Consider the following 24,691-nt stretch of genomic DNA (forward strand, 5'->3'; position numbering starts at 1 on the left):
AAGGGAAAATACTAAGCTAGATATCTATCGATGATTAAAAGAACATTAAAAATAAAAAAAATGAATGCCCATGGATTACGGATTGTATGTCTTTGCAGTTTTGATCGGTACGAAATCGGCACGGGATTAGAACTGAGTTAATCACCTTGTATACAACTACATACTCTTCTTTCAATCGATATACTAAGGCAGCATATTCGGACAACACAGATAGAGAATCTTATGACGATTCGGGAAGTTGCCTCGCGTATACAAATTTTAACCAATTCACTCAGCTTGATTGAGAATGAGAAAAGTAAGCCATCGCTATCTACGATTAAAAAGCTTTCAACTTTGTTTAATAGAGAGATTTGGTATTTGGGGGCGTTGAGCGTATGCCAGAAGATACACTGGGTCAGTGTATTCGTAAGGCGAGGTATTATCGTAGATGGATCAAGCAGGATTTAGCGAACCACTTTAAGATTGAAGCAAAATCTGTTTATAACTGGGAAGCTGATCGGGTTCGATTTTCCGATGAGACGAAAAAGAAAGTAGATTTATTTTTGAAAATACTCAATTAAAATAAACAAAACCGCTTATCTTGATATAAGCGGCTTTGTGTAAATTTATTTTATGGATATTAACATATTTATTATCCGAGTTTGCAATGCAAACTTATATAACAGCAGCATCCCTGCCATTTCAAAAGTAATCAATATAATCAGCGTTATGTCGATTTAAAAAATTTAAATGTCATATTCTGAAATTTCAAATCTTTTGCACTCAACAGGAGAGAAACTGCTATCCATCTTAGCAATAACTTCCTTAAATAAACCTCTTTCATTAAACATAGTCATAATAATTGAAGCTTCGACCCGGTTTATATTTCCAGCTTCAAGATCATGTTCGATATCATAGTAACCTTTAAGGTTGTTTAACTTATCAGAATCGTTATGGTATTCAGCAAGGACATTAGAAACATGAGCTTCTTTTTCCCTAGATATAAAACCTTGTTCGAGCAATTGCGAATCAATAGTTGTTTCTACTCCGTTTAATAAAGCATAAATTGTTGCATCGTTAACTTGGCAAATATCTGGAGAGATATTTTTCTGAATACGATAGATTTGACCTAAAATTTGTCCGAAAGCAAGCTTAGTATCCTGATCCATGCAAATCACCCCTTAGACATAGAATATAATTACTCAAAAACAAAAAAATTCCACATTAATATATTATTCCCTTATCAAAAATAAGTCTATTACTTTTTTAACGCTTAAAATTTTATTTCGCTCTTAAATCCATTGTTTGCAAAGGTATACCTTTACGGATTAAGGAAATTAAGTATTTTTATGTTCCGTAAAGGCTATTTTTCAATTTTATAAACGTTTATAATCTATGGATCACCTTTACAAACAAAAGAGGAATAAAATGCGAACATTCACAAGAGAATACGGTTATGCTCGAGTTACGACTCGCGATCAAAATGAATATCGGCAACTAATTGTTTTACTGGATCAAGGTATCCCCAATGAATTCATTTTTAATGATAAAGTAATCGGAAAGACTTTTGATCGCCCAGAATATCAAATGCTTAAAAGAGTATTAAGAGAAGGGGATACTATATTTGTTAAATCGATTAACAGATTTTGACGTAACAAACAAGAAATACTTAAAGAATGGCAATGATTAATCGATGCTAAAATTCATGTAGTCGTGATCGATATACCCATTCTGGATAAACGTAAGTATCAGGAGCTAGAGGGTGTAGGTAAGTTGATTATGGATTTAGTCCTACACATACTGAGCTGGTTAGCTGAGGAAGAGTGGAACGATATCAAGCAGGCTCAGGCTGAAGGCATAGTAGCAGCTCGTAAGAAGGGCAAGCATTTGGGAAGACCAGCCATGAACTTAGCTACGCTTACAACTAGGCAACATGAAATACTACAAACGAATTATGCCAAATGGAAATCTGGAGAAATAACCGGGGTAGAATTAATGAAGAAGTTGAATCTTAAAAAGAATACATTCTATAAAATCATTAATGAGTAGGCTGAGAAGGGAATTCAATAGTAAGGAGGATAGACAACGAAAATTACATCGTGTACTTTACAATTACTATTCTAGCCATAGAAAAATGCCAATGTGGGACGTATTGATCCGCTCAGTTAATTGAAGTAGTGGATAATATGCAAGCAGTCGATACATTGAAGTGGTCAGATTCTGAACCAACAACTATTGAATTATTTCAACTGTCTGGACAATCCACAAAAGAATCATTTTATAATGGACAGCGATATTTTACAGATCATTAAGTTCTTATGTTGCGCAGAATAACAAAGGAGCCTTTAAAGGCTCCTTTTCAAATAATATTTAATGAACAATTGCTCCTAGAATATGGTGGTATTGACAAGGTAGTCACTTAGATGATATATTAAAAAGGAAAAGCAAAATAGAGTCGATAACGTTATCGACTCAAAACTCCAAGCAGAGCTGTTAGCGCAGCAAGTGCTTGTTCACATATAAACATTAAAAATCATATGAAAAGAGGAAAACTTATTAACACACATTTTTTTGAGAGCCTTCTTATTCTTTTTAGTTGGCTCATCGGTATCTGGACTGGTATTCCAGTAATCGATTATCTCTATGTCGTCATTGCAACAACTTCAGTATTTTTCACAATTATGAAATGGTTGATTAATCGATTTTTCAACCACCCAGTTGGTATCTGGTTGGTTAAATCAAAGATATATCGTCCTTATTCTGAAAAAATTAGAGATTACCTTATTGAAAAGTTGAATTAGTATTACCCCTAAAATAAGCTGCCTCTTCTGGTGGCTTTTTTAGTTTTACGCGGTGAATGTTATAAATATTACTTTTTGACCTATAATATATAACACCCTTATTTCATAGTATAGACCATTAACAGAATTCGGTCAATAAAAACGTTGAGTGTTCAGTGGTTTTTTATAATCCCCTGATCACTAGCTCTAATCTTAATAAGGTTTTTCATACGATTTGTATGATTGAGATTGATGGAACAATATTGAGTATTGAAGTTGTCTCACGATCACCTAATCATGAATTAAAATTTCAAACGTAATTTTTAATTTGTTAAATCTGTTCAATATTTGTTTGAATATAATCACTACAATTCACATTCATTTTTTATAGATAAAATATTACTGAGCGAAATGCGGACTCGATTGTAGTTTTGATCGTACATAACCAAAACACGAGTCGTCAAATCACAACTATGAAGAACACCTTTTAGCTTGTGTATTTGCTTTTACTTATAGTATGAAATACTTACAGGTGTATGATCTTGTAAGTGTTTATAGGGTATGTTTTTGCCAATGTTAAATTCATACGGATCACTCACTTTTTACAAATGATATAGCCTGCTTATACAGCATCCGACCTAATCTTATACTATAATAGCTTAATCTCACTCTATTCTATCAACTACATTTTTCTTCTTCGCAAGCTACATCAGCCTAATCTCTAATCTGCAATAGCAACTTAGTCCCGTAAGCTTAATCTCTTTATGCCCTGTCTTATCTACTCATCCTCGATCCAATTGCCGATACTGAATCGCCTCTGCAATATGTAGCGCGTCAATCTGCTCTTCCTCCTCCAGATCCGCGATCGTTCTTGCTAATTTCAAAATACGGTCTCGTGCACGCATACTCATACCTAGCTGTTCAAAAGCTGTATCCAGTAACGTATTTGCTGCTGGTGTGAGCGGCGCATACTGACGCAGCCATTTACCAGACAATTGACTATTCCAGTGAATGCCTATTTCTCGATACCGTTCCAGCTGTAGCTTGTGCACACGTAGGACACGCTCACGCATACTAGAGGAATCGTTTCCGTCCGCGGCGGCTGCAACTGCGCTAGCCTGAAGCTCACGTTCACTCGGTCTGGGCACCTCGATCTGTAGATCAATCCGGTCAAGTAATGGGCCTGATATTTTAGCACGATAACGAGCGATTTTGGCATCGGTACATGTACACGGATGAAGTGGATGACGACTACCGGCAAATCCACACGGACACGGATTCATCGAAACTGCGAGCAATATATTTGCCGGAAACGTAAATACAGCTCTGGAACGACTAATATGGATTTCGTGATCCTCTAACGGCTGCCGCAACAGCTCCAAAATCGTACGCGGAAATTCAGGAAACTCATCCAAAAATAAAATACCCTGATGAGCTAGACTCACCTCTCCTGGCTTCGGGATCGCCCCGCCGCCGATCAAGGCAGATGCAGTAATACTATGATGAGGGGAGCGAAAAGGACGCTTGCGCATCAGCGTATTGCCGCTATCCTTTAATCGACCTGCCACACTCAAAATTTTGGTCACTTCTAGTGCTTCCTCATCAGTCAATGGTGGTAAAATCGTGGGCAAGCGCTTGATAAGCATCGTTTTACCCGTACCTGGTGGGCCGATCAGCATAATATTGTGCATACCAGATGCTGCGATCGTTAAGGCTCGCTTCACATGCTGCTGTCCGAATACATCGGCATAGTCCTCAATCATCGTTGGCTCTGTAGCATAAGTATGAGCTTGAGACTTGCGTACAAATAAATGAGGAGCAAGCTGAATATGATGACGCGGATCAGAACCGCTTGATCTTTTCGATGGAGAATGAACTTGCTGAACCGATGTAGAATCAGCTACCTGTTCAGCTGCTGGCTTCGTATATGCTGGATCATGTTCAAACTGTTCCCCTTCCATCCGCTGTCGACGATCTACCTGCTTCCCAGTAGAATGCTCTGCTACACAAGCACGATCCGTAGGAGACAATACACGCACTTGAATATCAGGCTGACCTGGAATCTGCATATTAAACTGCTGTACGCCTTCCTCCTGCTGCATAGAAGCTACATTTAGATTTGCCCGATTCTCTTTCTCTTTTTCTTTTTCTCTGGTAGCGGGGTCAGAAATCTCTAATGCAGCGGCTTTAGCAAGTCTGTCAGCAATCGTCATTTGCTCAGAAACGTGTAAAAGGTCTCGCATATGTCGGATTCCATATACATCCATCCCTTCGACCAGAGCAGCCTCAGCCGCATTTTCCAGCGGCACAATAACAGCCTTCAATCCACGCTGACGTGCCACATCCACCATTGACAGTACACCAGGCACCGGACGTAGATTGCCATCCAGCGCCAGCTCACCAAGTAATAAAAAGCTTTCCTGCTCTGGAAATACCAGCTGGTCACTCGTTACAAGAATCCCAATAGCGATAGCCAGATCAAACGCCGAGCCTTCCTTACGTAGATCAGCAGGCGCAAGATTAATCGTTACACGCTGAGCAGGAAAGGTAAATCCGCAATTTTTAATCGCTGACCGCACACGTTCAACCGACTCGCGAATAGCCGAATCGGGCAACCCGATAATCGAAACAAGTGGCAATCCATTAGACAAATCCGTCTCCACCTCAACCAGCACACCGTGAATTCCTTGAATACAAGCACTGAATTGCTTTCCATACATCACAAAACACCCTTTCTTCTATTCGTTATTAGCTGCGTATCCATTTGTCTATCTATCTGTGTATATACGATCTAGTCTGCCAGCTTCTTATCACCTGACAAATTCGTATCTCCACAGCCACAAACCAATCGCATCATAATCTCATTCGAAAAAGGGTGCTTCCTCTATTCTCATTTTTTACTTTTTCTATTAAGCAGTTATTGTGTACCGATTTCCCGGCTATTGTTGCTTTCTAATTCTACAAGCTATCGATAACGACTAAAATGATCCTTTATCGTCTAAAAATCTACTATATAAAAGCTTCCATACAGTGTTCTAGCTCTACAGCCTGATAATGATCATTAAGCTTGATCGTAATGACATCATAACGAAATAAAGCTTCATGCTGACCTGTATGATGAGCATATACTGCCGCAGTCTCACGTAATTGTTTGCGCTTGCGCCAATCTACCGATTCAGCAGCTGTTCCGTGCGTGCTTCCTGTACGGCTGCGTACTTCTGCAATGACAATCACAGGCATTATTTTTGCAGCTATTCTATTAGATTGAACATCCGACGGATCACTATCATATGTAATTTCTGAATGAGCTACAGACGATTCCCTACTAGCTTGAACCGCAGCTATCTCAACTTCATCTGTATTCCAATCTTCCTTTACTCTTCTATCCCATGCGTTGTCGTATTCATCTGCTCGTCTGGGAGCTAGTGCAATAATATCCAGCTCACCACTACGACAACGCCAGTTACGTTCTAATAAATGATAGCCCTGCTGTTCTAAGTAATACGCAGCAACATCCTCGCCGATTTTCCCTTTTTGCTTGCGATCATCTCGGATCGCTTTTTCGTTGTCATTCATCTTATTCTCCTGACGGGTATAAAGGGGATAAGCTTGTACTTAGCTTGTACTTAGCTTGTACTTAGCTTGTACTTAGCTTGTACTTAGCTTGTACTTAGCTTGTACTTAGCTTGTACTTAGCTTGTACTTAGCTTGTACTTAGCTTGTACTTAGCTTGTACTTAGTTAATCTATGTACATCCTTAGATTTATTATAATAATGGTTGAGCCTCTACATATCACTCATGCAGAGACTCAACTGTTATCAAATCTCACCTAGCTTATAAGCTAAATCTACTCCAACGATCATGCTCACATCATCAAACCGATCCATGATCGATCTCTATTCATTACCAGCCCTGCGGATCGGTTCCAAAGTTCTTATCCGCACGATAGATAAAGCTTAGAATCTCAGCGACAAGATTATATAGCTCACCAGGAATTTGCTGATCCAGATCAAGCTTGGATAGCACTTCAACCAGCGCTGCATCCTCCTGAATCGGTACACCAGCTTCATGTGCCTTTTCCAAAATCGTTTCTGCGATACGTCCGCGTCCCTTGGCAACGACTATAGGTGCTTCGCTACGAGAGGGATCGTATTTTAATGCAACTGCGCGTTTACCTACAAGCGAAGAATCTGTATCTTTGGGAGGCTTAGAATTGCTCATATTTTCATGTCTACCCCCTTATATTCAGACGGTGCAAATTGATCGATCAGCTCACCCATATTGCCCGCTGTCCCTATGAGATTATCTGCGGTATTTCGCACAGGTAAAGGGGCAACATGCAGCGATAACAATTGATATCCGAGCCCAGCAATCGCCTCTGCCACTTCCTGTCGTTTATTCTCAATTACGGGTCCCAGCTGCTCCAGATCGTTATGCACTTTGAGTGATACGATACGATCCGTCACCTGAACATCCAGCAACGTATGCCCCAATGCCTTCATATCGAGATCAAACCACAAACGGCAATTAGAAGCATCCAGCTCACCTTTACTGCCACGACGAGATTGGATATGCACTGAAGCCGTCTCCTGACCATCCGGGCCATTAAATGGAACGAACATCGTCACCTGGGCAAATGGAGCAGTACGATCTGTATTTAACAAAAGCTGCTGCCCCGTTAATTGCTGAACAAGCTGCTGGGCAGCATCCTTTAACATAGGTGGTGCATCGTCTGCGACACTGAGCTGTAATAACAGCCCTTTTAGCGTATCCTGAGCCTTAGACAGTGCTTCTTCTGCTGCGGCTGTATGTGTCGTCATATGAGCTGGATGTGGTAATGCGTCTGTCCGCCCATCGGCTGTCTGCGGTGCAAGCAATGAGCTGGCATTAACCGCATTAGCTGCTTGATTAGTAGCGGACAAAGCTGCTTTCCCCTCCGCTGATGCTTGCGCTTGAGCTGGATTAGTGGCAGCAGTCGGCGTATCGGGTGCATCTGATAACGAAGCCGCTGCTGCTGGTATGGGCTGATTCACTGTTGGAGCATTCGGTACAGTCGGTGGCGTTGGAATAGCGGTCTGGTTCGGATTAGCTACAACACGCTCACCACCTGCTGGTGTGGCTGCCTGCTGTACATTCGTTGCTCCAGCTGGATTAGCTGTTCCCTGCTCCTTCGCCGCATCAGCATGTTGTGCAGTGAGCGTTAAAGCTGCACGCACGCTTTGCTGTTCATATTCTGTACCCATCAGCTTGAGTAACTGACCGAGCCATGGTGAAGTCGAGCCGGATGGTGCATTAAAGTTAGCCGTTGCGGGTTGAGCTGCATTTCCAGCATTCGTACCATTTGCACGTGTCTGCTCGGCTGTTGCTGTGCTCGCTGTCGCAGTCGCCTGCTGTCCAGCATTGCCTGCTGTAAGATTAGATGTACCTCCTGTGGATGGAGGTAGCAGATCATTGATTTGCTGTAGCACCTGCTGAAGCTTAGCTACAATTGTTGCTGTAGCGTTTCCTGATGCAGTATTCGCACCTGTAGGAACCGCCTGCTGTCCATTCGGGTTCGTCGTACTTGCATGTGGTTCATTAGCTGCTGTACTGCCCGAAGGTGTAGCTGTAGATGCTTGCGCTTGTGGCATATTAGCGCCATCCGCTGCTTCACTAAGCGTCGCAGTCGTACCAGACTGAAGCTGTGGCAAAATCGTACGTAGCAGATTTTGCATTTGATCCAGCGATTCATGCAGTGGCGGTCCAAAAATCGCCTGCTGCAAGCCTGCTACACTTTGTCCCGTAACAGGTAGACCACGCTGTATCGCTACAGCTGCGGATTGAACCCATTCGCCCACCGATACACTGGCAGGCTTTTGTGCCATTGAGGTCTGAATACTTTTGACATTATCTGCTGTAAGTGCTATACCTGCTGCACGTATCTGAGTCAGCATCTCACGATTATCCTTCGTATCCGGTAATTGAAAAGAATCCAATAGATCATTCATCGTGGATGGAGGAATCGGCGTTTGGCTGGCAGTTACAGGCTTTAATACCGTCATGCCATCCTTGCCTGGCGGCTGCACCTGTAATAGCGTTGTCTCTCCCTGCTGTAATGGCGCTTCCAGGCGAGCGCGTACCTTGACGCCCTGAATCTGTACGACCACCTCCTGTCCATCCTCAGACACACTGGTCACTACTCCGCGAACGACCTGGCCTTCTTTCAATTCCATCTGCTTGGCCTCACCGGGCTTGCTATCTCCCATCATGCCACGGAACAGTGAACCGATATTCATAATCTCTCCTCCTGTCATTATCGTTGTCAAAGCATGGCTTTGTTAAGCGATATGTAGCGCCGTTTTACTTGACGTTTGTATGTTTATTTATCGGTCAAAATGAACAGAATGATGAGTCATAAATGACAAAGCCTGCGATGATCCATGTCTTTTTATATACAAAAAGAACCCGATCTTCAAATAACAAAGATTCGGGTTCTTCCCTGTGCACAAGCACTTCTGTTCCTTATCGTAACGGATTCCGTCTGAAAGAGCAATATTCTTTTGACGATTACCATACAATCGATCTACATGCTTGCTGTGCTTTTTATACCATACCTATAAGACAATTACTTGCCCTGTTTAAAATAGTGTCGGTTGTTCCAGCAGCAGATTGCCAAGGAAGCTTCTACGATGCAATGGTGTCACACCCAGCTCCAGAATACGCTCACGATGTAGCTTGGTTGCGTAGCCCTTATGTCCAGCAATGCCATAGCCCGGATACTGCTGCTCCCATTCACCCTCGCACAGACGGTCACGCGTGACCTTAGCGATGATCGACGCAGCCGCAATACTATGACTGTTCGCATCACCTTTAATAATGCTTTGCTGTGGCTGGGGCATATCAACCGTCTCTGCATCGACCAGAATATAATCGGGCACAACGCTCAGCTGCTCCAGCGCTTGCTTCATCGCTCGCAGTGCAGCCTGACGAATATTGATCTCATCGATCACATCAGCAGGAACATAGCCTACACCGACAGCGAGTGCTTGCTCCATAATTTCGGTGTACAGACGCTCACGCTTTTTATCAGTCAGCTTCTTGGAGTCAGTCACGCCTTCGATGATTACACCCTGCGGCATAATAACCGCAGCTGCGATCACATCGCCGAACAAGCAACCACGACCGACCTCATCCACACCTGCAATATGCTGATAGCCTGCTTCCCAGCATGCACGCTCATAATTTAGCAAGTCAGACATCGTATCTCCTCCCATCCTCTAATGGATTCAGGGTCTTTCCATAGAGATTCGACCCAGCTTGCCTGCACGAAGCTCACGCAGGATCACCTTGGAAGCCTTCTCCAGATCAACACGGCCTCCGCTCATCAGACAACCACGTTTGCGACCAATCGCTTCCATGATCTCCACGACATCGTTCGGATTGTCCATATCCTGTGGCGGTTCATCCAGGTCAAAGCGCTCTGCCAGTCGATCCCAATAATGCTCGCAAATGTACTTCGTACCAAAGTACGCTACATCCTCGACATTCAGAATCTCCTCACGAATCGCACCGGTTACCGCCAGACGATAACCAACGCCTTGATCCTCGAATTTAGGCCACAAAATACCTGGTGTATCCAGCAGCTCCATCTCTGTACCGACCTTGATCCATTGCTGTCCCTTTGTTACACCGGGACGATCACCTGTTGCAGCGATGCTTTTACCTGCAAGACGGTTCGTCAGTGTCGATTTACCAACGTTCGGAATACCAACGATCAGTGCACGGATCGCACGCTGGTTCATCCCCTTCGCAGCACGCTTATCGCGTTGCTCCTTTAACAGTACCTTAGCACGCTCCGGAATTTCGCGTGTTCCCTGTCCGCTGGCTGCGTCCAGTGTGAGCACCTCATGTCCTTGGTCTTTAAAATATTGTACCCAGGCATCCGTAATTACCGGATCAGCCAGATCAGCTTTATTCAAAATGATCAATCGCGGTTTATTTTGCAAAATCTCATCAATCATCGGATTACGGCTTGATAACGGCAAGCGCGCATCCAGCAACTCGACTACCATATCGATCAGCTTGAGCTTTGCCTCGATCTGGCGTCTTGCTCTGGTCATATGCCCGGGAAACCATTGAATGGTCATAGGTTTTCCCCCTTACTTCCTAAATAATAATGGCTAGAGTCCATCAATAATGATTGATCCACTCTGCTTTGTTTAATGGCCAGAAGATCACATCGGCCCGTCCAATAATATCGCCAAGCGGTACATAACCGATCATACGGCTATCCTGACTGTTGGAACGATTATCTCCCATTACGAATACATAGCCCTGTGGCACTTTACCATCTGGAATCTGTTCCGTTGGGAAATTGTTAATATTGTAATTACTACCCTGTGCATGTGCATGATCGATAGCCGCTTGAATGTAAGGCTCACTGATCGCCTTACCATTTACCGTTACGGTATCGCCATCTACCTTCACCGTATCGCCACCAACCGCAATGATACGTTTGATAAAGTCACGATTTTGTGAAGGTACTTTCAACACGACAACCTCGCCTGGGTGTGGATCACGAATATCGTACAAAATTTTGTTTACGATAACACGCTCACCGGTATAGAAGTTTGGCTGCATGGAAGGACCATCCACGATAAATGGCTCAAACAAGAAGCCACGAATGATGATCACAAGCACAAGAGCGACGACAATCGCTTTAATCCACTCTTTTGCTTCACTTTTTTTCTTTTTAGGAGGGGTTTGCTCTGATTCAGGCGTTTCGCTTACTACAGGTTCCTGTACGGCTGTAGCCTCAGCTGCGTCTGCCCGGTTCTGATTTTGTTTATCTTGCTCCATCGCAATGCCTTCTTTCCTGGTTGAATTGGCGCTTTGTATATGTACCGGTGGTATGATTCATCCGGAAACAATCCAGTGTCAATGTACCCAAGTACCTATACGATTCCTTAATCTATTTTACACACAATTTTGGAAAAACCAAATTTTGAAGGATTAACCTTGTCAAGCGCCGCTCCCATTATAGCATGACAATGTGTACATAAAGAGGGTACAAAAAAATCCGTCTTCAGTTGTAGCGTCATTTTGCCACAGAAATAAACCAATGCTCCATTACATTATGCAGTATAGGAAGCTGCTTATTCATTCAGCTCCAAAGCTAATGACTGCCAGGTTGGTTTCTCTGGAAAAATGCCGTGTCTGTATAACTGTACGGCGGAATAACCATTTTCCTATGCAATTAAAAGGTTTTAAAAATAAAGAAAAGGGCTTGTATGACAAGCCCTTCTCAACCGCAGCTCCCAAAGGATTAACGGCGCAATTCTTTAATTCTCGCTGCTTTACCGCGAAGTTCACGAAGATAGTACAGCTTCGCACGACGCACTTTACCACGGCGAGCCACTTCGAGTTTATCAATCTTAGGGGAGTGTACTGGGAAAGTTCTTTCCACACCTACACCGTAAGAGATTTTACGAACTGTAAAAGTCTCACTAATGCCTCCACCTTGACGTTTGATTACAACACCTTCGAACAACTGAACGCGCTCACGAGTTCCCTCAATAACCTTAACGTGCACTTTCAAAGTGTCACCGGCACGGAAATTTGGAACATCTTTACGCAGTTGATCTTGAGTAATCGCCTGAATGATATTCATCTATGACTCCCTCCTTCCGCACAGATGTTCTTGCGTCTCAGGAAGACCTATTGTCTTCTCATCATTGATCGCAGAGGACCATCGTATTCACACAACATTTGAATTTTAACATATTTACAGGGTGGATGACAATACTTTTTTTGAACGATATTCAGCTTTATTTTACACTCAGCCAAAACGCTCCTGCATCAGCATTTTTTTGAGATCATTCAACCGTTGAATCTCGTCGCTATAGCGATTATAACCGACCCGATCGGACTCCTGCACATTCAGGCGAGCACTTTTTTTGGTGTTCTCCATCTGCTCCAGCAGCTTAATGACCGTATTGCGACCTGCATAATCAGCAATAAAGTACTTTCTGCGTTCATCGGCATGAATATACAGCAAATATTTAAACTCCGGTAGTAGCTGTCCGATAATTTTATCTGCGTCCTGATCGTCAAAAGGCTGATTCAGTATAGACGCATAGCCCTGGCTACGCAGATCACTGCCAAGCTGCTGCACCCAACCCGTGGGCTGACCGGTTACTTCATTCGAATTCGACATGTTCCAGACTCCTATCTTATTACCCTGCAAGTAGGGTCGCCGCGTTCATTTCAGCATGAACTGCTCCAAAAAAAGCATGGTAGATATGCATTTTCTTTATGATACAGAACGGATATCGATATCGTATGTTTGAGCTTTTACCGACAAAAATAAATCATGGCCTGCAAAAACATAACCGAGTATATGATCATCTTCATCCACTTCCCGATAAACACAGGGCGGATCACCCGCAGCATTCGTATAGGAAGCAAGCCCTGATGCTCTATCGGTGCAATACAAGGAATCAAAACTCGAAAAGCTGAACTCTGCGATACGATAACCCAGATGATTATAGTGCTCATCAGGAATTTGCTGTTCATTCTGAACATTATACACAGACAGCCATTTACCGATATCCGACTGGCGAATCTCCTGTCCCAAAAATATCATAAACGATACCTTTAATCCGTATTCATCGTAGCTAAATAACGGATCACTGCAACTTTCCATTCTCCATGAAAAGTCAATCTTTTGCAGCATGTTCATCACTACACCTGCCTCGTTACCTATCACATCTTTACCTAAAGTTCGTTATTCCGATGCCTCTGAGCGTTTATCCTGTAGTGCAAGCCAGCGACGCTCTGCTTCCGACAGATCAGCGTGTTCCAGCAGATCCGGGCGACGCTGTAGAGTACGCAGTAGCGACTGCTCACGGCGCCACTTCTCCACGTTGCCATGATGACCGGACAGCAATACATCTGGCACCTTCAGTCCACGAAATTCAGCTGGACGCGTATAATGCGGATATTCCAGCAAGCCTGTACTGAACGAATCGGTCACCGCACTCATTTCGTTACCCAGCACACCCGGCAGAAGACGCACCACACTATCCACTACCGTCATCGCAGGCAGCTCGCCACCGGTGAGCACATAATCTCCAATCGATAGCTCGTCTGTCACCAGATGCTCGCGAATACGCTCGTCATAGCCCTCATAGTGACCGCAGATGAAAATAAGATGCTGCTCCTGTGACAGCTCCTCTGCCTTCTTCTGTGTAAACGTCTCGCCCTGTGGACACATTAAAATAATACGTGGCTTTGCAGCCTGATCGGGTACAAGATCCTCTACAGCTGCAAAGATTGGGTCTGGCTTCAATACCATTCCGCCACCGCCGCCATAAGGCGTATCATCTACGGTTCCATGCTTGCTGGTCGAATAGTTGCGAAAATTGACCGCATTCAGCTCCACAATGCCTTTTGCTGCCGCTTTACCGAGAATACTGGAGCCGAATACACCCGTAAACATTTCCGGAAAAAGGGTCAATACATCGATCTTCATCATTCCAGTAGACCTTCCATAATCTGAACGATGATCTTCTTGTCATCGATATTGATCTCCTGTACCACATCATGAATGTACGGGATTAAAATATCCTTACCTTTGGCAGGCTTCACAACCCATACATCATTCGCACCTGGTGTCAGAATTTCTTTGATCACACCAAGCGACTTGCCTTCATCCGTAATGACTTCACAGCCGATAATCTCATGGAAATAGTACTCGTCCTCTTCCAGCTCGACCGCTTCGTCTTTGGATACGCGCAGCTCCCAGCCCTTGTATTTCTCGACTTCATTAATGTTGCCAAAGCCTTTGAAGCGCACGACATACATATTTTTTTGCAGGCGTGAGGTTTGGATTTCGACCTCCTGTGAAGCACCTGTTTCTTCATTTAGCATCATCAGCTTGTTACCAGGCGCAAAGCGTACCTCTGGAAAATCAGTGTTCGGATATATTCTCAATTCACCGCGAATACCGTGTGTATTGACGATTTTACCAACATTCAGCCATTGTTTTGACATGTAGCTCTCCTTTGTATCCTTTTAATCTATCATTAGTATAACGGTACTCTATCATCATGTGACTACAAAAAATGTACGAAAAAAGGCTAGGAGTAACCCTAGCCCTTTTTCGTACATTTTTAAGACATGATATCAACCGTAACCCGTTTATGTGTTTTGACGGCTGCGGAGGTCACTACTGTGCGGAGTGCCTTAGCGATACGTCCCTGCTTGCCGATCACTTTGCCGGCATCGTCCGGATGGACGCTCAGTTCGTATACGATCAGGTTCTCCTTTTCCACCACATTTACCGACACATCTTCCGGATGATCCACCAGAGCTTTAGCAATAACGATTACTAATTGTTCCATCGTTTCATCCTCCGGAATAGGCAATATTTTGCGAAGCAAAATCAGTTGTGTCAAGCAGGCTGCAATGTGACAGCCTGACGCGTCGCTGTCGCCGATTTGCTCGCAAAAACGCAGTTCTGTATATACAAAACCGCGTTTCGACCAGCCAATTCAGCGTTAACCAGCGAACGCTTTACAGGGCCAAGCTTGTCAGCAATTATTTTTGCTGTTTCAGCTCATGGAATTTTTTCATAACGCCCGCTTTGCTAAGCAAGTTGCGAACAGTATCAGAAGCTTGCGCTCCATCTTGAAGCCATTTCAGAGCTTTTTCTTCATCAATTTTAGTTACAGATGGTTCTGCAACTGGGTTGTAAGTACCGATTTCTTCGATAAAACGTCCATCACGAGGAGAACGGGAATCGGAAACAACGATACGGTAGAAAGGCGCTTTGTGGGCACCCATACGTTTCAGACGAATGCGTACTGCCAAGAGAATTCACCTCCTTAAACTAATTCATTATCATATCAAACGCTTCATAAAGAAGACGCAGGATTCATTGCCTTCACAGCTGCATTATTCAACTTAACGGAACGGGAATTTGAAACCTCCACCGCCGCCTTTAGTCATCTTTTGCATCTGCTTCATCATCTTGCCTTTGCCGCCCTTCATCGCTTTCGGGTCCATCATATCCGAGAATTGCTTCATCATACGGCGCATCTCATCAAATTGCTTGATCAGACGGTTAACCTCAGCAACTGAGGTTCCGCTTCCGGCAGCAATACGCTTGCGGCGACTGTGGTTGATCACTTCAGGATGTTGTTTCTCCTGCACCGTCATCGAATGCACGATCGCTTCGATACGGCCTACTTGCTTATCATCAACCTGCAAGTTTTGAGTTTGTTTCATTTTGCCCATGCCTGGCAGCATGTCCATAATCTGATCCAGTGGTCCAAGCTTTTTAACCTGTTCCATCTGTTCCAGAAAATCTTCAAAGGTAAATTCAGCGTTGCGCATTTTGCGCTCCATCTCTTTTGCCTTTGATTCATCAATGTTCAATTGCGCCTTCTCGATCAGGGAGAGCATGTCACCCATACCAAGAATACGGGAAGCCATACGTTCTGGATGGAACACTTCCAGTGCATCCAGCTTCTCGCCAAGCGTTGCGAACTTGATTGGACATCCGGTTACTGCTTTGACCGACAGCGCCGCACCACCGCGGGTATCGCCATCTAGCTTCGTCAGTACAACACCGGTAAGGGCAAGCTGATTGTTAAAGTTCTCTGCGACGTTAACAGCGTCTTGACCTGTCATCGCATCAACAACGAGCAATACTTCATCCGGATTCGTCAGCTCGTGAATCTGGCGTAGCTCGTCCATCAACTCTTCATCGATATGAAGGCGTCCGGCGGTATCGATAATGACGTAGTCATTGTTGTTCGCTTTTGCTTCTGCCATCGCCTGACGAGCAATTTCAACGGGGCTCGTCTGATCGCCCATAGAGAAGACAGGAACTTTAATCTGTTCACCGAGCACTTGCAACTGCTTGATCGCAGCTGGACGATAAATATCGCCTGCTACAAGCAGTGGACGATGATTTTGCTTTTGCAGCATTCGCGCCAGCTTACCAGAGGTGGTTGTTTTACCCGCACCCTGCAAACCGACCATCATGATGACAGTAGGTGGCTTCGTCGCTTTGGCGAGCTTCGCCTGCGTACCACCCATTAGCTCAGTCAGTTCTTTGTTAACGATGTCGATAATGACCATACCAGGTGTGAAGCTCTCCATCACTTCTTGACCGATCGCTTTTTCCTTCACCTTGCTGATGAATTCCTTAACGACCTTGAAGTTAACGTCTGCTTCCAGCAACGCAAGTCGTACCTCGCGCATCGCTTCGCCTACATCCTCTTCGGATACTTTGCCTTTACCGCGTAGCTTGCTGAATACGTTCTGCAGTCGTGTTGTTAATCCTTCAAATGCCATCGCTGTCTTCACCTCGCTTCCTGCTTTGATCCTGTATGCCTGAATGCTTCAGATGCATCATTTCATGCTATATTTATTCATCATACCGCTTCTTCATCTAAAAGGACGGTATCTGTATAGTATACCTTATTTAGTGTTGCAGTTCTATTTTGAAATGGAGCTTCACATCGTAATGTCTCAGTCCATTCGGTCGATCGCTTCAAGCTGCTCAATAACATTCATTACAGCGCCTGCCTGCTTATCGTTCAGATCACTCTCTTGCATCTGCTGCTTGAGCTTATCCAGCTCACGCGAGCGACGATAATGCTTGTCCATCAGTCCAAGCTTCTCCTCGTACATCTCCAGTACCTGTTCGGCACGCTTGATGTGCTCATACACTGCCTGGCGACTAATGCTAAATTCAGCAGCAATCTCACCCAGTGAGTAGTCATCGTGAAAATAATATTTAAGGAACATTTGCTGCTTATCTGTCAGCAACGGTTCGTAAAAATCAAACAATAAATTGATTCGAGTCGTTTTCTCGAGTCGATTCTCCTGACTCATACGGGGCACTCCCTCCGTCAAGGAAAAACACTTTACAGTCATGTTCAACGTTTTATATCATATCCAAATCTACAGGGGATGTCAAGTGTTTTTCCTTAACATCTTTTAAAGGAGAATGATAGTGAATTGCTATCGTTGCAACATAAGCGTTTATCGGACGTTGATTGACCCTAAAGCATCATTTTTACTCATAAAAAAGCCACCCTGCAACGAGCAGGAATACACTCCTGTGCTCGCTCGGATGGCTTGCTTTCATTTAACGCCAGGGTAGCAAATAGAACAAGACGGCGAAGAAGTGCAATACGCTGCCTGCCAGTACGAATAGGTGCCATACAGCATGATGGAAAGGAAAGCCTCTCCATACGTAGAACACCGTGCCCAGTGTGTACATAAGACCGCCTGCCACGAGCAGGACGATTCCTCCTGTCGCTATCGCGGCAGTGAGTGGCGCCCATGCAAGCACGATCAGCCAGCCCATCAGCAGGTAGAACAGGGTGGACATAAACAGGAAACGCTTGGCAAAAAATGCTTTGAATGCGCAACCGAGTATAGCTATGCCCCATACGGTGCCAAAGATCGACCAGCCGAGTGGGCCTTTAACGGCTAATAACATAAATGGAGTGTACGTACCTGCGATAAACAGGTAGATCGCCGAGTGGTCAAAAATTTCGAATAAATCCTTTACTTTTCCATCGCGGAAGCTGTGTACCAGGGTAGAACAGCTATACAGTAGTAGCATGGTCACTCCATATACGGTAAAGCTGACGATATGCCATGGTGTGCCTTTTAAGCTTGCGAATACAATTAAAATAACTAGCGCTGCTGCACTTAGCGCTGCTCCGATGCCGTGTGTGATGGCGTTAGCCACTTCTTCACGGCGTGTGTACGTATACGTATCGGCCATGATTCACTTCCTCTCTTCATCCTGTCCGTTGTCTGTCTCTCTGTTATTCGGTTCATCCAGCATGGTGATAAGGCATGATCGGTTTCGATTGCATGATCATAGCAGTTACATCAAAGCTAAACCTATTACTTTTGTAAGGGTCAACTGCATTGTCCTTATAGCTACGATTGTATGTAGCACTGTATCTATTGTAACTCTTTAAGCGGCTGTATTTCCACAATACGTGAAAATAACGTTGAAATGAAAAAGCAACCGTCCAAGTAAATGTCACTATTTTGGCATTTACTCGGGCGGTTGCTATGTGTAGTATCTGTTGCTATTTGTATTATCTATAGATGCGATTACGCGCATACAAATTGATCGATTCGAGGTATCAGGCTATTCTAGCTGTAAAGCGATCACAAGCAAAGTGGAAAAAGGTATGCCTACCTTTCACTGCGTTGTTACACTTACGCGCACCTTACTATGATGGCTTTCATTGGTGCTTATGCCTATTGCCCATTATTCGGACTTGCTTACGTTACGCTTGCTCTTCTTCCTGTTCCACTTCTTCCTGAATCAGTCCAGCAAATAACGCATGCACAAACTGCTCGCTATCAAATGGCTGTAGATCGCCGATCTTTTCGCCCAGACCGACAAATTTGACCGGAAGATTCAGCTCCTGACGAATCGCGACCACGATACCGCCTTTAGCTGTGCCATCGAGCTTGGTCAATACAAGGCCGGTCACGCCACTCTTCTCGCCAAACAGCTTCGCCTGACTGAGTGCATTTTGTCCGGTCGTTGCATCGAGTACCATCAGCACTTCATGCGGCGCATCTGGAATTTCGCGCTGAATAACACGGAAGATTTTGTTCAGCTCTTCCATCAGATTCGTTTTGTTTTGCAGTCGACCTGCGGTATCGCACAGCAATACATCCACATTACGCTGCTTGGCTGCACGTACAGCATCATACATCACTGCTGCTGGATCAGAGCCTGCTTGCTGCTTGATCACTTCGACGCCTGCACGCTGTCCCCACACCTCAAGCTGTTCAATCGCTCCGGCACGGAATGTATCGCCTGCCGCCAGCATAACCTTTTTGCCTTCCTGCTGGAAGCGATGAGCCATTTTGCCGATTGTCGTTGTTTTACCTACGCCATTAACGCCGACAAACAGAATGACCGTGATGCCATCTGGATTCATATTCAGACCCGGATTCTCATCACCACGCAACAATTCGGTCAGCTTCTCCGACAGGACAGGCTGTAGGTCTGCTGCATCCTCGATCCGTCTTTTCTTCACTTCGTCGCGAAGCTCATCGATCAGCTCCATTACGGTATTCACGCCCACATCGGCGCCAATCAGAATTTCTTCCAGCTCTTCGTAAAATTCTTCATCGATCTTCTTGCGGCGAATGACCAGATCGGTTACTGCTCCGACCAGGCCTTTACGTGTTTTTTCCAGACCATCACGGAACTGCTGGGTTACGGCTTCAGTTTTCTGGGAAATGCTTTCCCGCAGTTTTTTGAAAAAGCTCATGAGATTCCTCCGTCAACATCATAGTTATGATTCAGATATTTATTTTGAAAAAAACAAAGCTGATGAAGATTCTGATCATCACATTTATCACACAAGACCGATCAGGACTGCCAAACATTGTTACAACTATCCTCATAGATGTGAACGCATCCTATCTAAGCGTATCATTCCCATAGAGTTCAACCGGTATCAAGCAATCTCAACCTCGTCCACATCATCCAGACGAACAGATACCAGCTTGGATACGCCGCCTTCCTCCATCGTTACACCGTATAACACATCCGCTTCCTCCATTGTGCCTTTGCGGTGCGTCACGACGATAAATTGCGTTTGTCCAGCAAATTCACGCAAATACTGTGCAAACCGCGTCACGTTAGCTTCATCCAATGCCGCTTCTACCTCGTCCAGCACACAGAATGGAACAGGCTTGACCTGCAAAATGGCAAACAGTAGCGCCATGGCAGTCAATGCACGCTCGCCACCGGAAAGCAGCTGTAGATTTTGCAGCTTTTTCCCTGGCGGCTGTGCGACGATATCGATCCCTGTTTCCAGCAATCGCTCCGGATCTGCCAAAATCAAATCCGCACGTCCTCCGCCAAATAGCTTCGTAAACACAGTACCAAACTGACCTCGAATCGCATCAAAAGTATGCTTGAAGCGTTTGGACATTTCATCGTCCATTTCCTTGATCACCTGATACAGGGCGGTCTTCGCTTCAATCAGATCATTTTGCTGCACGGTCAGGAACTCATAGCGCTCATTCACACGCTGATATTCCTCAATTGCACCCAGATTGACGTCACCTAGCTCCACAATTTGACGCTTCAAGCCGCGCACCTCTTCACCCGTGACAGCAACATCCTCTGGTAAGCCATAGCGCTGCTTCGCCTGTTCATAGGTCAGCTCGTATTCCTCCTGAAGCTTCGCCAGAATATTTTCTAGCTCTACATCCAGACGATTGACCTGAATTTCGGTTTTGCGCATCTCGTCCTCGACTGCCTTGAGCTCGCTCCGCTGCTCGCGTGTCTTGTTTTCTTCCTGCTCCAGCTTTTGCTGTAACGCGAGACGCTTTGCACGCGCTTGCTCCAGCTCGGTGCCGGTTTCGGTACGCTGACGGCGCAGACGCTCCAATTGCTCCTGCTGGCGCTGCTGATCCGTGGTATTCTTTTGCAAATCGCGTTCCAGTGTAGCCAGCTGAGCACGATTACTTTCTAACTCCTGTCCATAATCCTGCGATTCCTCGCGGGTGCGGGACATTTGCTCCTCCAATGAGAAGATTTCCTGTGCGAGCTTGCCTTCACGGATTTTCAGATCGGTCACTTGCTCCTGTAATTGCTCTTTGACCGATTCATTGGATTTACGCTTTTGTTCAGCTGATTGAATATCGTTTTGCAGCTTTTGCTCCTGCTTTTGCAGCTCGGCTAGCTTTTGCTCGGCTTCCTTGCGCTTTTTAGCAATTGCATCCAGCTCTGAGGTGTATGCGGTCTTCTCCTGACCATACAGCTCGTACTGCTCATTCACATGACGGAATTCATGCTCCAGCTGCTTGAGTTCTCCAGCAGTCTGTTGCTCCTCGCCACGCTTACGGTCGCCATCGGCACGCAGACGATCCAGCTTACTTTCTGTCGCTTCCAGTCGCTCGCGTACACTTTCCTGCTCACTGCGTATACGCTTGATCTCCTGTTCGCTCTCCGCAATCTGTTCGCCAAGCTGATCAAGCTGACGTTTCCGCCCTAACAGATTGGTATTCTTTTTAAACTGACTACCACCTGTCATCGAACCACCCGCATTGACCACATCGCCCTCCAGCGTTACGACGCGGTAGCGATAACCAAGCTTGGCTGCGATTCGGTTCGCCTGCTCCAGCGTCTCAGCGATTACAACGCTGCCGATCAAGCTTCCGATAATCGAAGCATAACGCTCGTCATACTCAACCAGCTCTGCACCGATACCGACAAAGCCCTCTGCACTTTCTGCCAGACGCTTGTCATTATCTCCAATACGGCGTGGACGAATAACGTCCAGCGGTAAAAAGGTAGCTCGTCCTAATTGCCGCTGCTTCAGAAAAGCAATCGCTCGGCGAGACACATCCTCATTTTCCATAACGATATGCTGTACCGATGCACCCAGTGCGGTTTCCATCGCTTGCTCCAAATATTCAGGCACGCGTACCAGTTCGGCAACTGCTCCATGTACACCGGTCAGTGTATTATTACGGGAAGCTTTAAGCACTTCCTTAACGCCCAGCATAAAGCCTTCAAAATCCTCCTGCATCTCCTGCATCGTATCCCGGCGTGAAATAAGTGCCTCGCGGCGCTGTTCCCACTGGCGAATCGATGCTTGCAGCTGCTCAGCGGATTTTTGCAGACTATGAAGCTGCTCGCTCTGCTTAATGTAATCGGTACGTACACCCGCAATATCTTTGGCAAACTTCTCTAGCTGCGCCGTTAGTGTCGCCTTACTCTGCTCCAGACGCTGCTTCTCCTCACGCCATTTGCCTGATTCGCTCTCAGCGCGTGCCATACGGCGCTGTGTGGATTCGGTTTCCTGATCAGCATACCGAATCTCGTTACGAAGCTGTGCCATATCGTTCATCAGCTGTAGTAGATCGCCCTTCAGGCTTTCTTCCTGCTGCTGACTGATCCCACCATTAATTTCGTTTAAACGAGCTTCTTCTGCATTCAGTGTGCTACGTAGCTGCTCCAGCTGTCCATTCAGCTCAGTCAGCTTGCTTTGAAGCTGCTCGGTTTCACCCGTACGTTGACTGGTACGCTCTTCGCTTCGCTCCAGTGCAACACCGAGTTGCTTGCGATTTTGCTCCAGATTGTGGCGACGTTCCTTGAGTAGCTCAACCTGACCTTCTGCCTTCTCTGCTTGCTCGCTGTATTGCAGCAGTAGCTCTTGCAGACGCTCGACCGTTTGCTCCGCTTCACGAAGAGCTGTACGCTCGTCTTCCAGCTTGGCATCATGTCCAGCAACGACGCTCGCGAGTGCTTCCTGCGTTTTTTTATACCGTTCCAGCTGCTCACCGGCAGCAGTCCACGTGCTATGAATGCGCTCGATATCATGCACATACATCCCGATTTCCTTGTGCTTGAGCTGTTCCTTGAGCTGCTTAAAATGAATAGCCTTTTCAGACTGCTCACGTAGCGGCCCAATCTGATCTTCCAGCTCATGCACCAGATCGTGAATACGTAGCAGATTCTGCTCGGTATCATCGAGCTTGCGCACAGCGTCTTTTTTACGTGATTTATATTTGACAATACCAGAAGCTTCTTCGAAGATTCCACGCCGATCCTCAGAACGCGTGCTCAAAATCTCTTCGATTCGACCCTGCCCGATAATCGAGTATGCCTCTTTACCGATCCCTGTATCCATGAACAGCTCGGTAATATCCTTGAGCCGACAGGACTGACGATTAATCAGATATTCACTATCCCCACTGCGATGTACACGGCGGGTAATCGTGACTTCGTTATAATCGAGCGGCAATGCCTGATCCTCGTTATCCAGTGTTAGCGATACTTCGGAATAGCTGACCGGCTTACGCGAATCGCTTCCGGCAAAAATAATATCTTCCATCTTGCCGCCACGTAGCGACTTGGCAGACTGTTCACCGAGTACCCAGCGGATTCCATCGGAAATGTTACTTTTGCCACTGCCGTTAGGTCCAACGACGGCGGTAATACCCTGAACAAACTCCATTTCTGTTTTGTCGGCAAATGATTTGAAGCCCGATAATTCAATTCTTTTCAGGAACATAATGTATTGTTCACCTCTACTGCTATTGTAGCATAATTGCGTGCCTTGCCATCAATGGAAAAAGAGCAAAAAGCGGTCGTGCCTCTTGTACGCTTGCAAGGGGGCAATGACTGCTCTTTGCTCTTTGTTTGTCCTGTAATCGCCAGAAAAAAAGAGATGTTATTTCAGCTTCAACTGGTTCAGGGCTGCCGCAGCCGCACGCTGCTCCGCTTCCTTTTTGGAACGGCCTGATCCCTGGCCAAGGCTTTCATCCCCCATATAGACTTCCGAGACAAACTCCCGCTCATGGGCAGGACCTTTTTCCTCAATGATGCGGTATTCCAGTACACCCATATTGTGATGCTGGGTAAACTCCTGTAGCTCCGTTTTGAAATCCATCATCTGAAGCTGTCCGCCAGGTGAAAGACTGGAGAACACATGCTTTTCCAGGAAGACTTTCACTGCATCCAGACCTTGATCCAGATACAGGGCTCCGATAAACGATTCAAATACGTCTGCCAGCAGAGCAGGCCGCTGCCGTCCTCCGGTCAGCTCCTCCCCTTTACCAAGCAACACATAACGTCCGAAATCGAGCGCCTCCGCAAACTTGACCAGCGAAGGCTCACAAACGATCGCTGCACGCAGCTTCGTCAGCTCGCCTTCGGGGCGGTCGGGATACTCATTATACAGATACTCCGACACCGTCAGTTCCAGTACCGCATCGCCAAGAAACTCCAGTCGCTCGTTATCCTGATGCTGACTGAACCGATGTTCATTCACATACGAGGCATGCGTAAACGCCTGCTTGAGCAACTGGCGATTGTGGAACTGGATTTGAATTTGTTGCTGTAGCTGTTTCACATCTCCGTTCAAGAAAC

25 protein-coding genes are annotated in these 24,691 nt (G+C 45.5%); 4 read left to right on the top strand and 21 right to left on the bottom strand.

Annotated features, from left to right (window positions below):
- Nucleotides 1-222 precede the first annotated feature (222 nt).
- Together SK066_RS23165 and SK066_RS14735 are read left to right on the top strand one after the other, a co-directional pair.
- Nucleotides 223-447, top strand: coding sequence for a helix-turn-helix domain-containing protein (locus SK066_RS23165; RefSeq protein ID WP_407673675.1), 225 nt, complete (start codon nt 223-225; stop codon nt 445-447).
- Entirely contained in the window at nt 375-560 is a 186-nt protein-coding gene (locus SK066_RS14735; protein ID WP_320542053.1) for a helix-turn-helix domain-containing protein, read from the top strand. The genes SK066_RS23165 and SK066_RS14735 overlap by 73 nt, the downstream gene beginning before the upstream one ends.
- 165 nt (nt 561-725) lie before the next feature.
- Here SK066_RS14735 and SK066_RS14740 read toward each other — a convergent pair whose 3' ends face one another.
- The gene (locus SK066_RS14740) at nt 726-1,148 is read right to left on the bottom strand and encodes a hypothetical protein (RefSeq protein WP_320542054.1); all 423 of its coding nucleotides are present in this window, start codon (nt 1,146-1,148) and stop codon (nt 726-728) included.
- 259 nt (nt 1,149-1,407) lie between these two features.
- On the opposite strand from SK066_RS14740, the gene SK066_RS14745 reads away from it, so the two are divergent.
- Nucleotides 1,408-1,629 carry a recombinase family protein gene (locus SK066_RS14745; RefSeq protein ID WP_320542055.1) on the top strand — a complete coding sequence of 74 codons (222 nt, stop codon included), beginning with the start codon at nt 1,408-1,410 and terminating at the stop codon, nt 1,627-1,629.
- 123 nt (nt 1,630-1,752) lie between these two features.
- A complete protein-coding gene (locus SK066_RS14750; RefSeq protein WP_320542056.1) occupies nt 1,753-2,028 on the top strand; it encodes a serine integrase family protein in 276 nt (91 codons plus the stop codon).
- Nucleotides 2,029-3,541: 1,513 nt separating this feature from the next.
- On the opposite strand, the gene SK066_RS14755 is transcribed toward SK066_RS14750, so the two are convergent.
- The 20 genes from SK066_RS14755 to rnc all read right to left on the bottom strand — a co-directional run bounded on the left by SK066_RS14755 (nt 3,542) and on the right by rnc (nt 24,686).
- A complete protein-coding gene (locus SK066_RS14755; RefSeq protein WP_320542057.1) occupies nt 3,542-5,479 on the bottom strand; it encodes a YifB family Mg chelatase-like AAA ATPase in 1,938 nt (645 codons plus the stop codon).
- A gap of 289 nt (nt 5,480-5,768) precedes the next feature.
- Nucleotides 5,769-6,335: a YraN family protein gene (locus SK066_RS14760; RefSeq protein WP_320542058.1), complete on the bottom strand. Its 567-nt coding sequence runs from the start codon at nt 6,333-6,335 to the stop codon at nt 5,769-5,771.
- 328 nt (nt 6,336-6,663) lie between these two features.
- Nucleotides 6,664-6,981 (bottom strand): EscU/YscU/HrcU family type III secretion system export apparatus switch protein, encoded by a 318-nt coding sequence (locus SK066_RS14765; protein WP_188776623.1) that lies wholly within the window; start codon nt 6,979-6,981, stop codon nt 6,664-6,666.
- A complete protein-coding gene (locus SK066_RS14770) occupies nt 6,978-9,035 on the bottom strand; it encodes a hypothetical protein (protein ID WP_320542059.1) in 2,058 nt (685 codons plus the stop codon). The genes SK066_RS14765 and SK066_RS14770 overlap by 4 nt, the downstream gene beginning before the upstream one ends.
- 342 nt (nt 9,036-9,377) lie before the next feature.
- Entirely contained in the window at nt 9,378-9,998 is a 621-nt protein-coding gene (locus tag SK066_RS14775) for a ribonuclease HII (protein ID WP_250345724.1), read from the bottom strand.
- A 27-nt stretch (nt 9,999-10,025) separates the two neighbouring features.
- Entirely contained in the window at nt 10,026-10,886 is an 861-nt protein-coding gene (gene ylqF / locus SK066_RS14780; RefSeq protein WP_320542060.1) for a ribosome biogenesis GTPase YlqF, read from the bottom strand.
- 43 nt (nt 10,887-10,929) lie between these two features.
- Nucleotides 10,930-11,598 (bottom strand): signal peptidase I, encoded by a 669-nt coding sequence (gene lepB, locus SK066_RS14785; RefSeq protein WP_250345725.1) that lies wholly within the window; start codon nt 11,596-11,598, stop codon nt 10,930-10,932.
- A 466-nt stretch (nt 11,599-12,064) separates the two neighbouring features.
- Nucleotides 12,065-12,409 (bottom strand): 50S ribosomal protein L19, encoded by a 345-nt coding sequence (gene rplS, locus SK066_RS14790; RefSeq protein WP_188776618.1) that lies wholly within the window; start codon nt 12,407-12,409, stop codon nt 12,065-12,067.
- A gap of 168 nt (nt 12,410-12,577) precedes the next feature.
- Nucleotides 12,578-12,955 (bottom strand): hypothetical protein, encoded by a 378-nt coding sequence (locus SK066_RS14795; RefSeq protein ID WP_250345726.1) that lies wholly within the window; start codon nt 12,953-12,955, stop codon nt 12,578-12,580.
- A gap of 96 nt (nt 12,956-13,051) precedes the next feature.
- Nucleotides 13,052-13,480: a hypothetical protein gene (locus SK066_RS14800; RefSeq protein WP_320542061.1), complete on the bottom strand. Its 429-nt coding sequence runs from the start codon at nt 13,478-13,480 to the stop codon at nt 13,052-13,054.
- 45 nt (nt 13,481-13,525) lie between these two features.
- Entirely contained in the window at nt 13,526-14,272 is a 747-nt protein-coding gene (trmD, locus tag SK066_RS14805) for a tRNA (guanosine(37)-N1)-methyltransferase TrmD (protein ID WP_320544894.1), read from the bottom strand.
- A complete protein-coding gene (gene rimM, locus SK066_RS14810) occupies nt 14,272-14,793 on the bottom strand; it encodes a ribosome maturation factor RimM (RefSeq protein ID WP_250345728.1) in 522 nt (173 codons plus the stop codon). Before rimM ends, trmD begins: the two co-directional genes overlap by 1 nt.
- Before the next feature lie 119 nt (nt 14,794-14,912).
- Nucleotides 14,913-15,143, bottom strand: a complete 231-nt coding sequence (locus tag SK066_RS14815) for a KH domain-containing protein (RefSeq protein WP_188776614.1) — start codon at nt 15,141-15,143, stop codon at nt 14,913-14,915.
- 196 nt (nt 15,144-15,339) lie between these two features.
- On the bottom strand, nt 15,340-15,612 hold the full coding sequence (gene rpsP / locus SK066_RS14820) for a 30S ribosomal protein S16 (protein ID WP_188776613.1): 273 nt from the start codon (nt 15,610-15,612) through the stop codon (nt 15,340-15,342).
- A 93-nt stretch (nt 15,613-15,705) separates the two neighbouring features.
- Entirely contained in the window at nt 15,706-17,103 is a 1,398-nt protein-coding gene (gene ffh / locus SK066_RS14825) for a signal recognition particle protein (protein ID WP_320542062.1), read from the bottom strand.
- 177 nt (nt 17,104-17,280) lie between these two features.
- Nucleotides 17,281-17,646, bottom strand: a complete 366-nt coding sequence (locus tag SK066_RS14830) for a putative DNA-binding protein (protein ID WP_320542063.1) — start codon at nt 17,644-17,646, stop codon at nt 17,281-17,283.
- A 256-nt stretch (nt 17,647-17,902) separates the two neighbouring features.
- Nucleotides 17,903-18,550, bottom strand: a complete 648-nt coding sequence (trhA, locus tag SK066_RS14835) for a PAQR family membrane homeostasis protein TrhA (RefSeq protein WP_320542064.1) — start codon at nt 18,548-18,550, stop codon at nt 17,903-17,905.
- Nucleotides 18,551-19,070: 520 nt separating this feature from the next.
- Nucleotides 19,071-20,072: a signal recognition particle-docking protein FtsY gene (gene ftsY / locus SK066_RS14840; protein ID WP_188776609.1), complete on the bottom strand. Its 1,002-nt coding sequence runs from the start codon at nt 20,070-20,072 to the stop codon at nt 19,071-19,073.
- A 189-nt stretch (nt 20,073-20,261) separates the two neighbouring features.
- Nucleotides 20,262-23,834, bottom strand: coding sequence for a chromosome segregation protein SMC (gene smc, locus SK066_RS14845; protein ID WP_320542065.1), 3,573 nt, complete (start codon nt 23,832-23,834; stop codon nt 20,262-20,264).
- A gap of 159 nt (nt 23,835-23,993) precedes the next feature.
- Entirely contained in the window at nt 23,994-24,686 is a 693-nt protein-coding gene (gene rnc, locus SK066_RS14850; protein WP_250345731.1) for a ribonuclease III, read from the bottom strand.
- Between the last annotated feature and the right edge of the window lie 5 nt (nt 24,687-24,691).

The sequence above is a fragment of the Paenibacillus hunanensis genome (assembly GCF_034055775.1).
In the GTDB taxonomy this organism is placed as follows: Bacteria; Bacillota; Bacilli; order Paenibacillales; family Paenibacillaceae; genus Saccharibacillus; species Saccharibacillus hunanensis.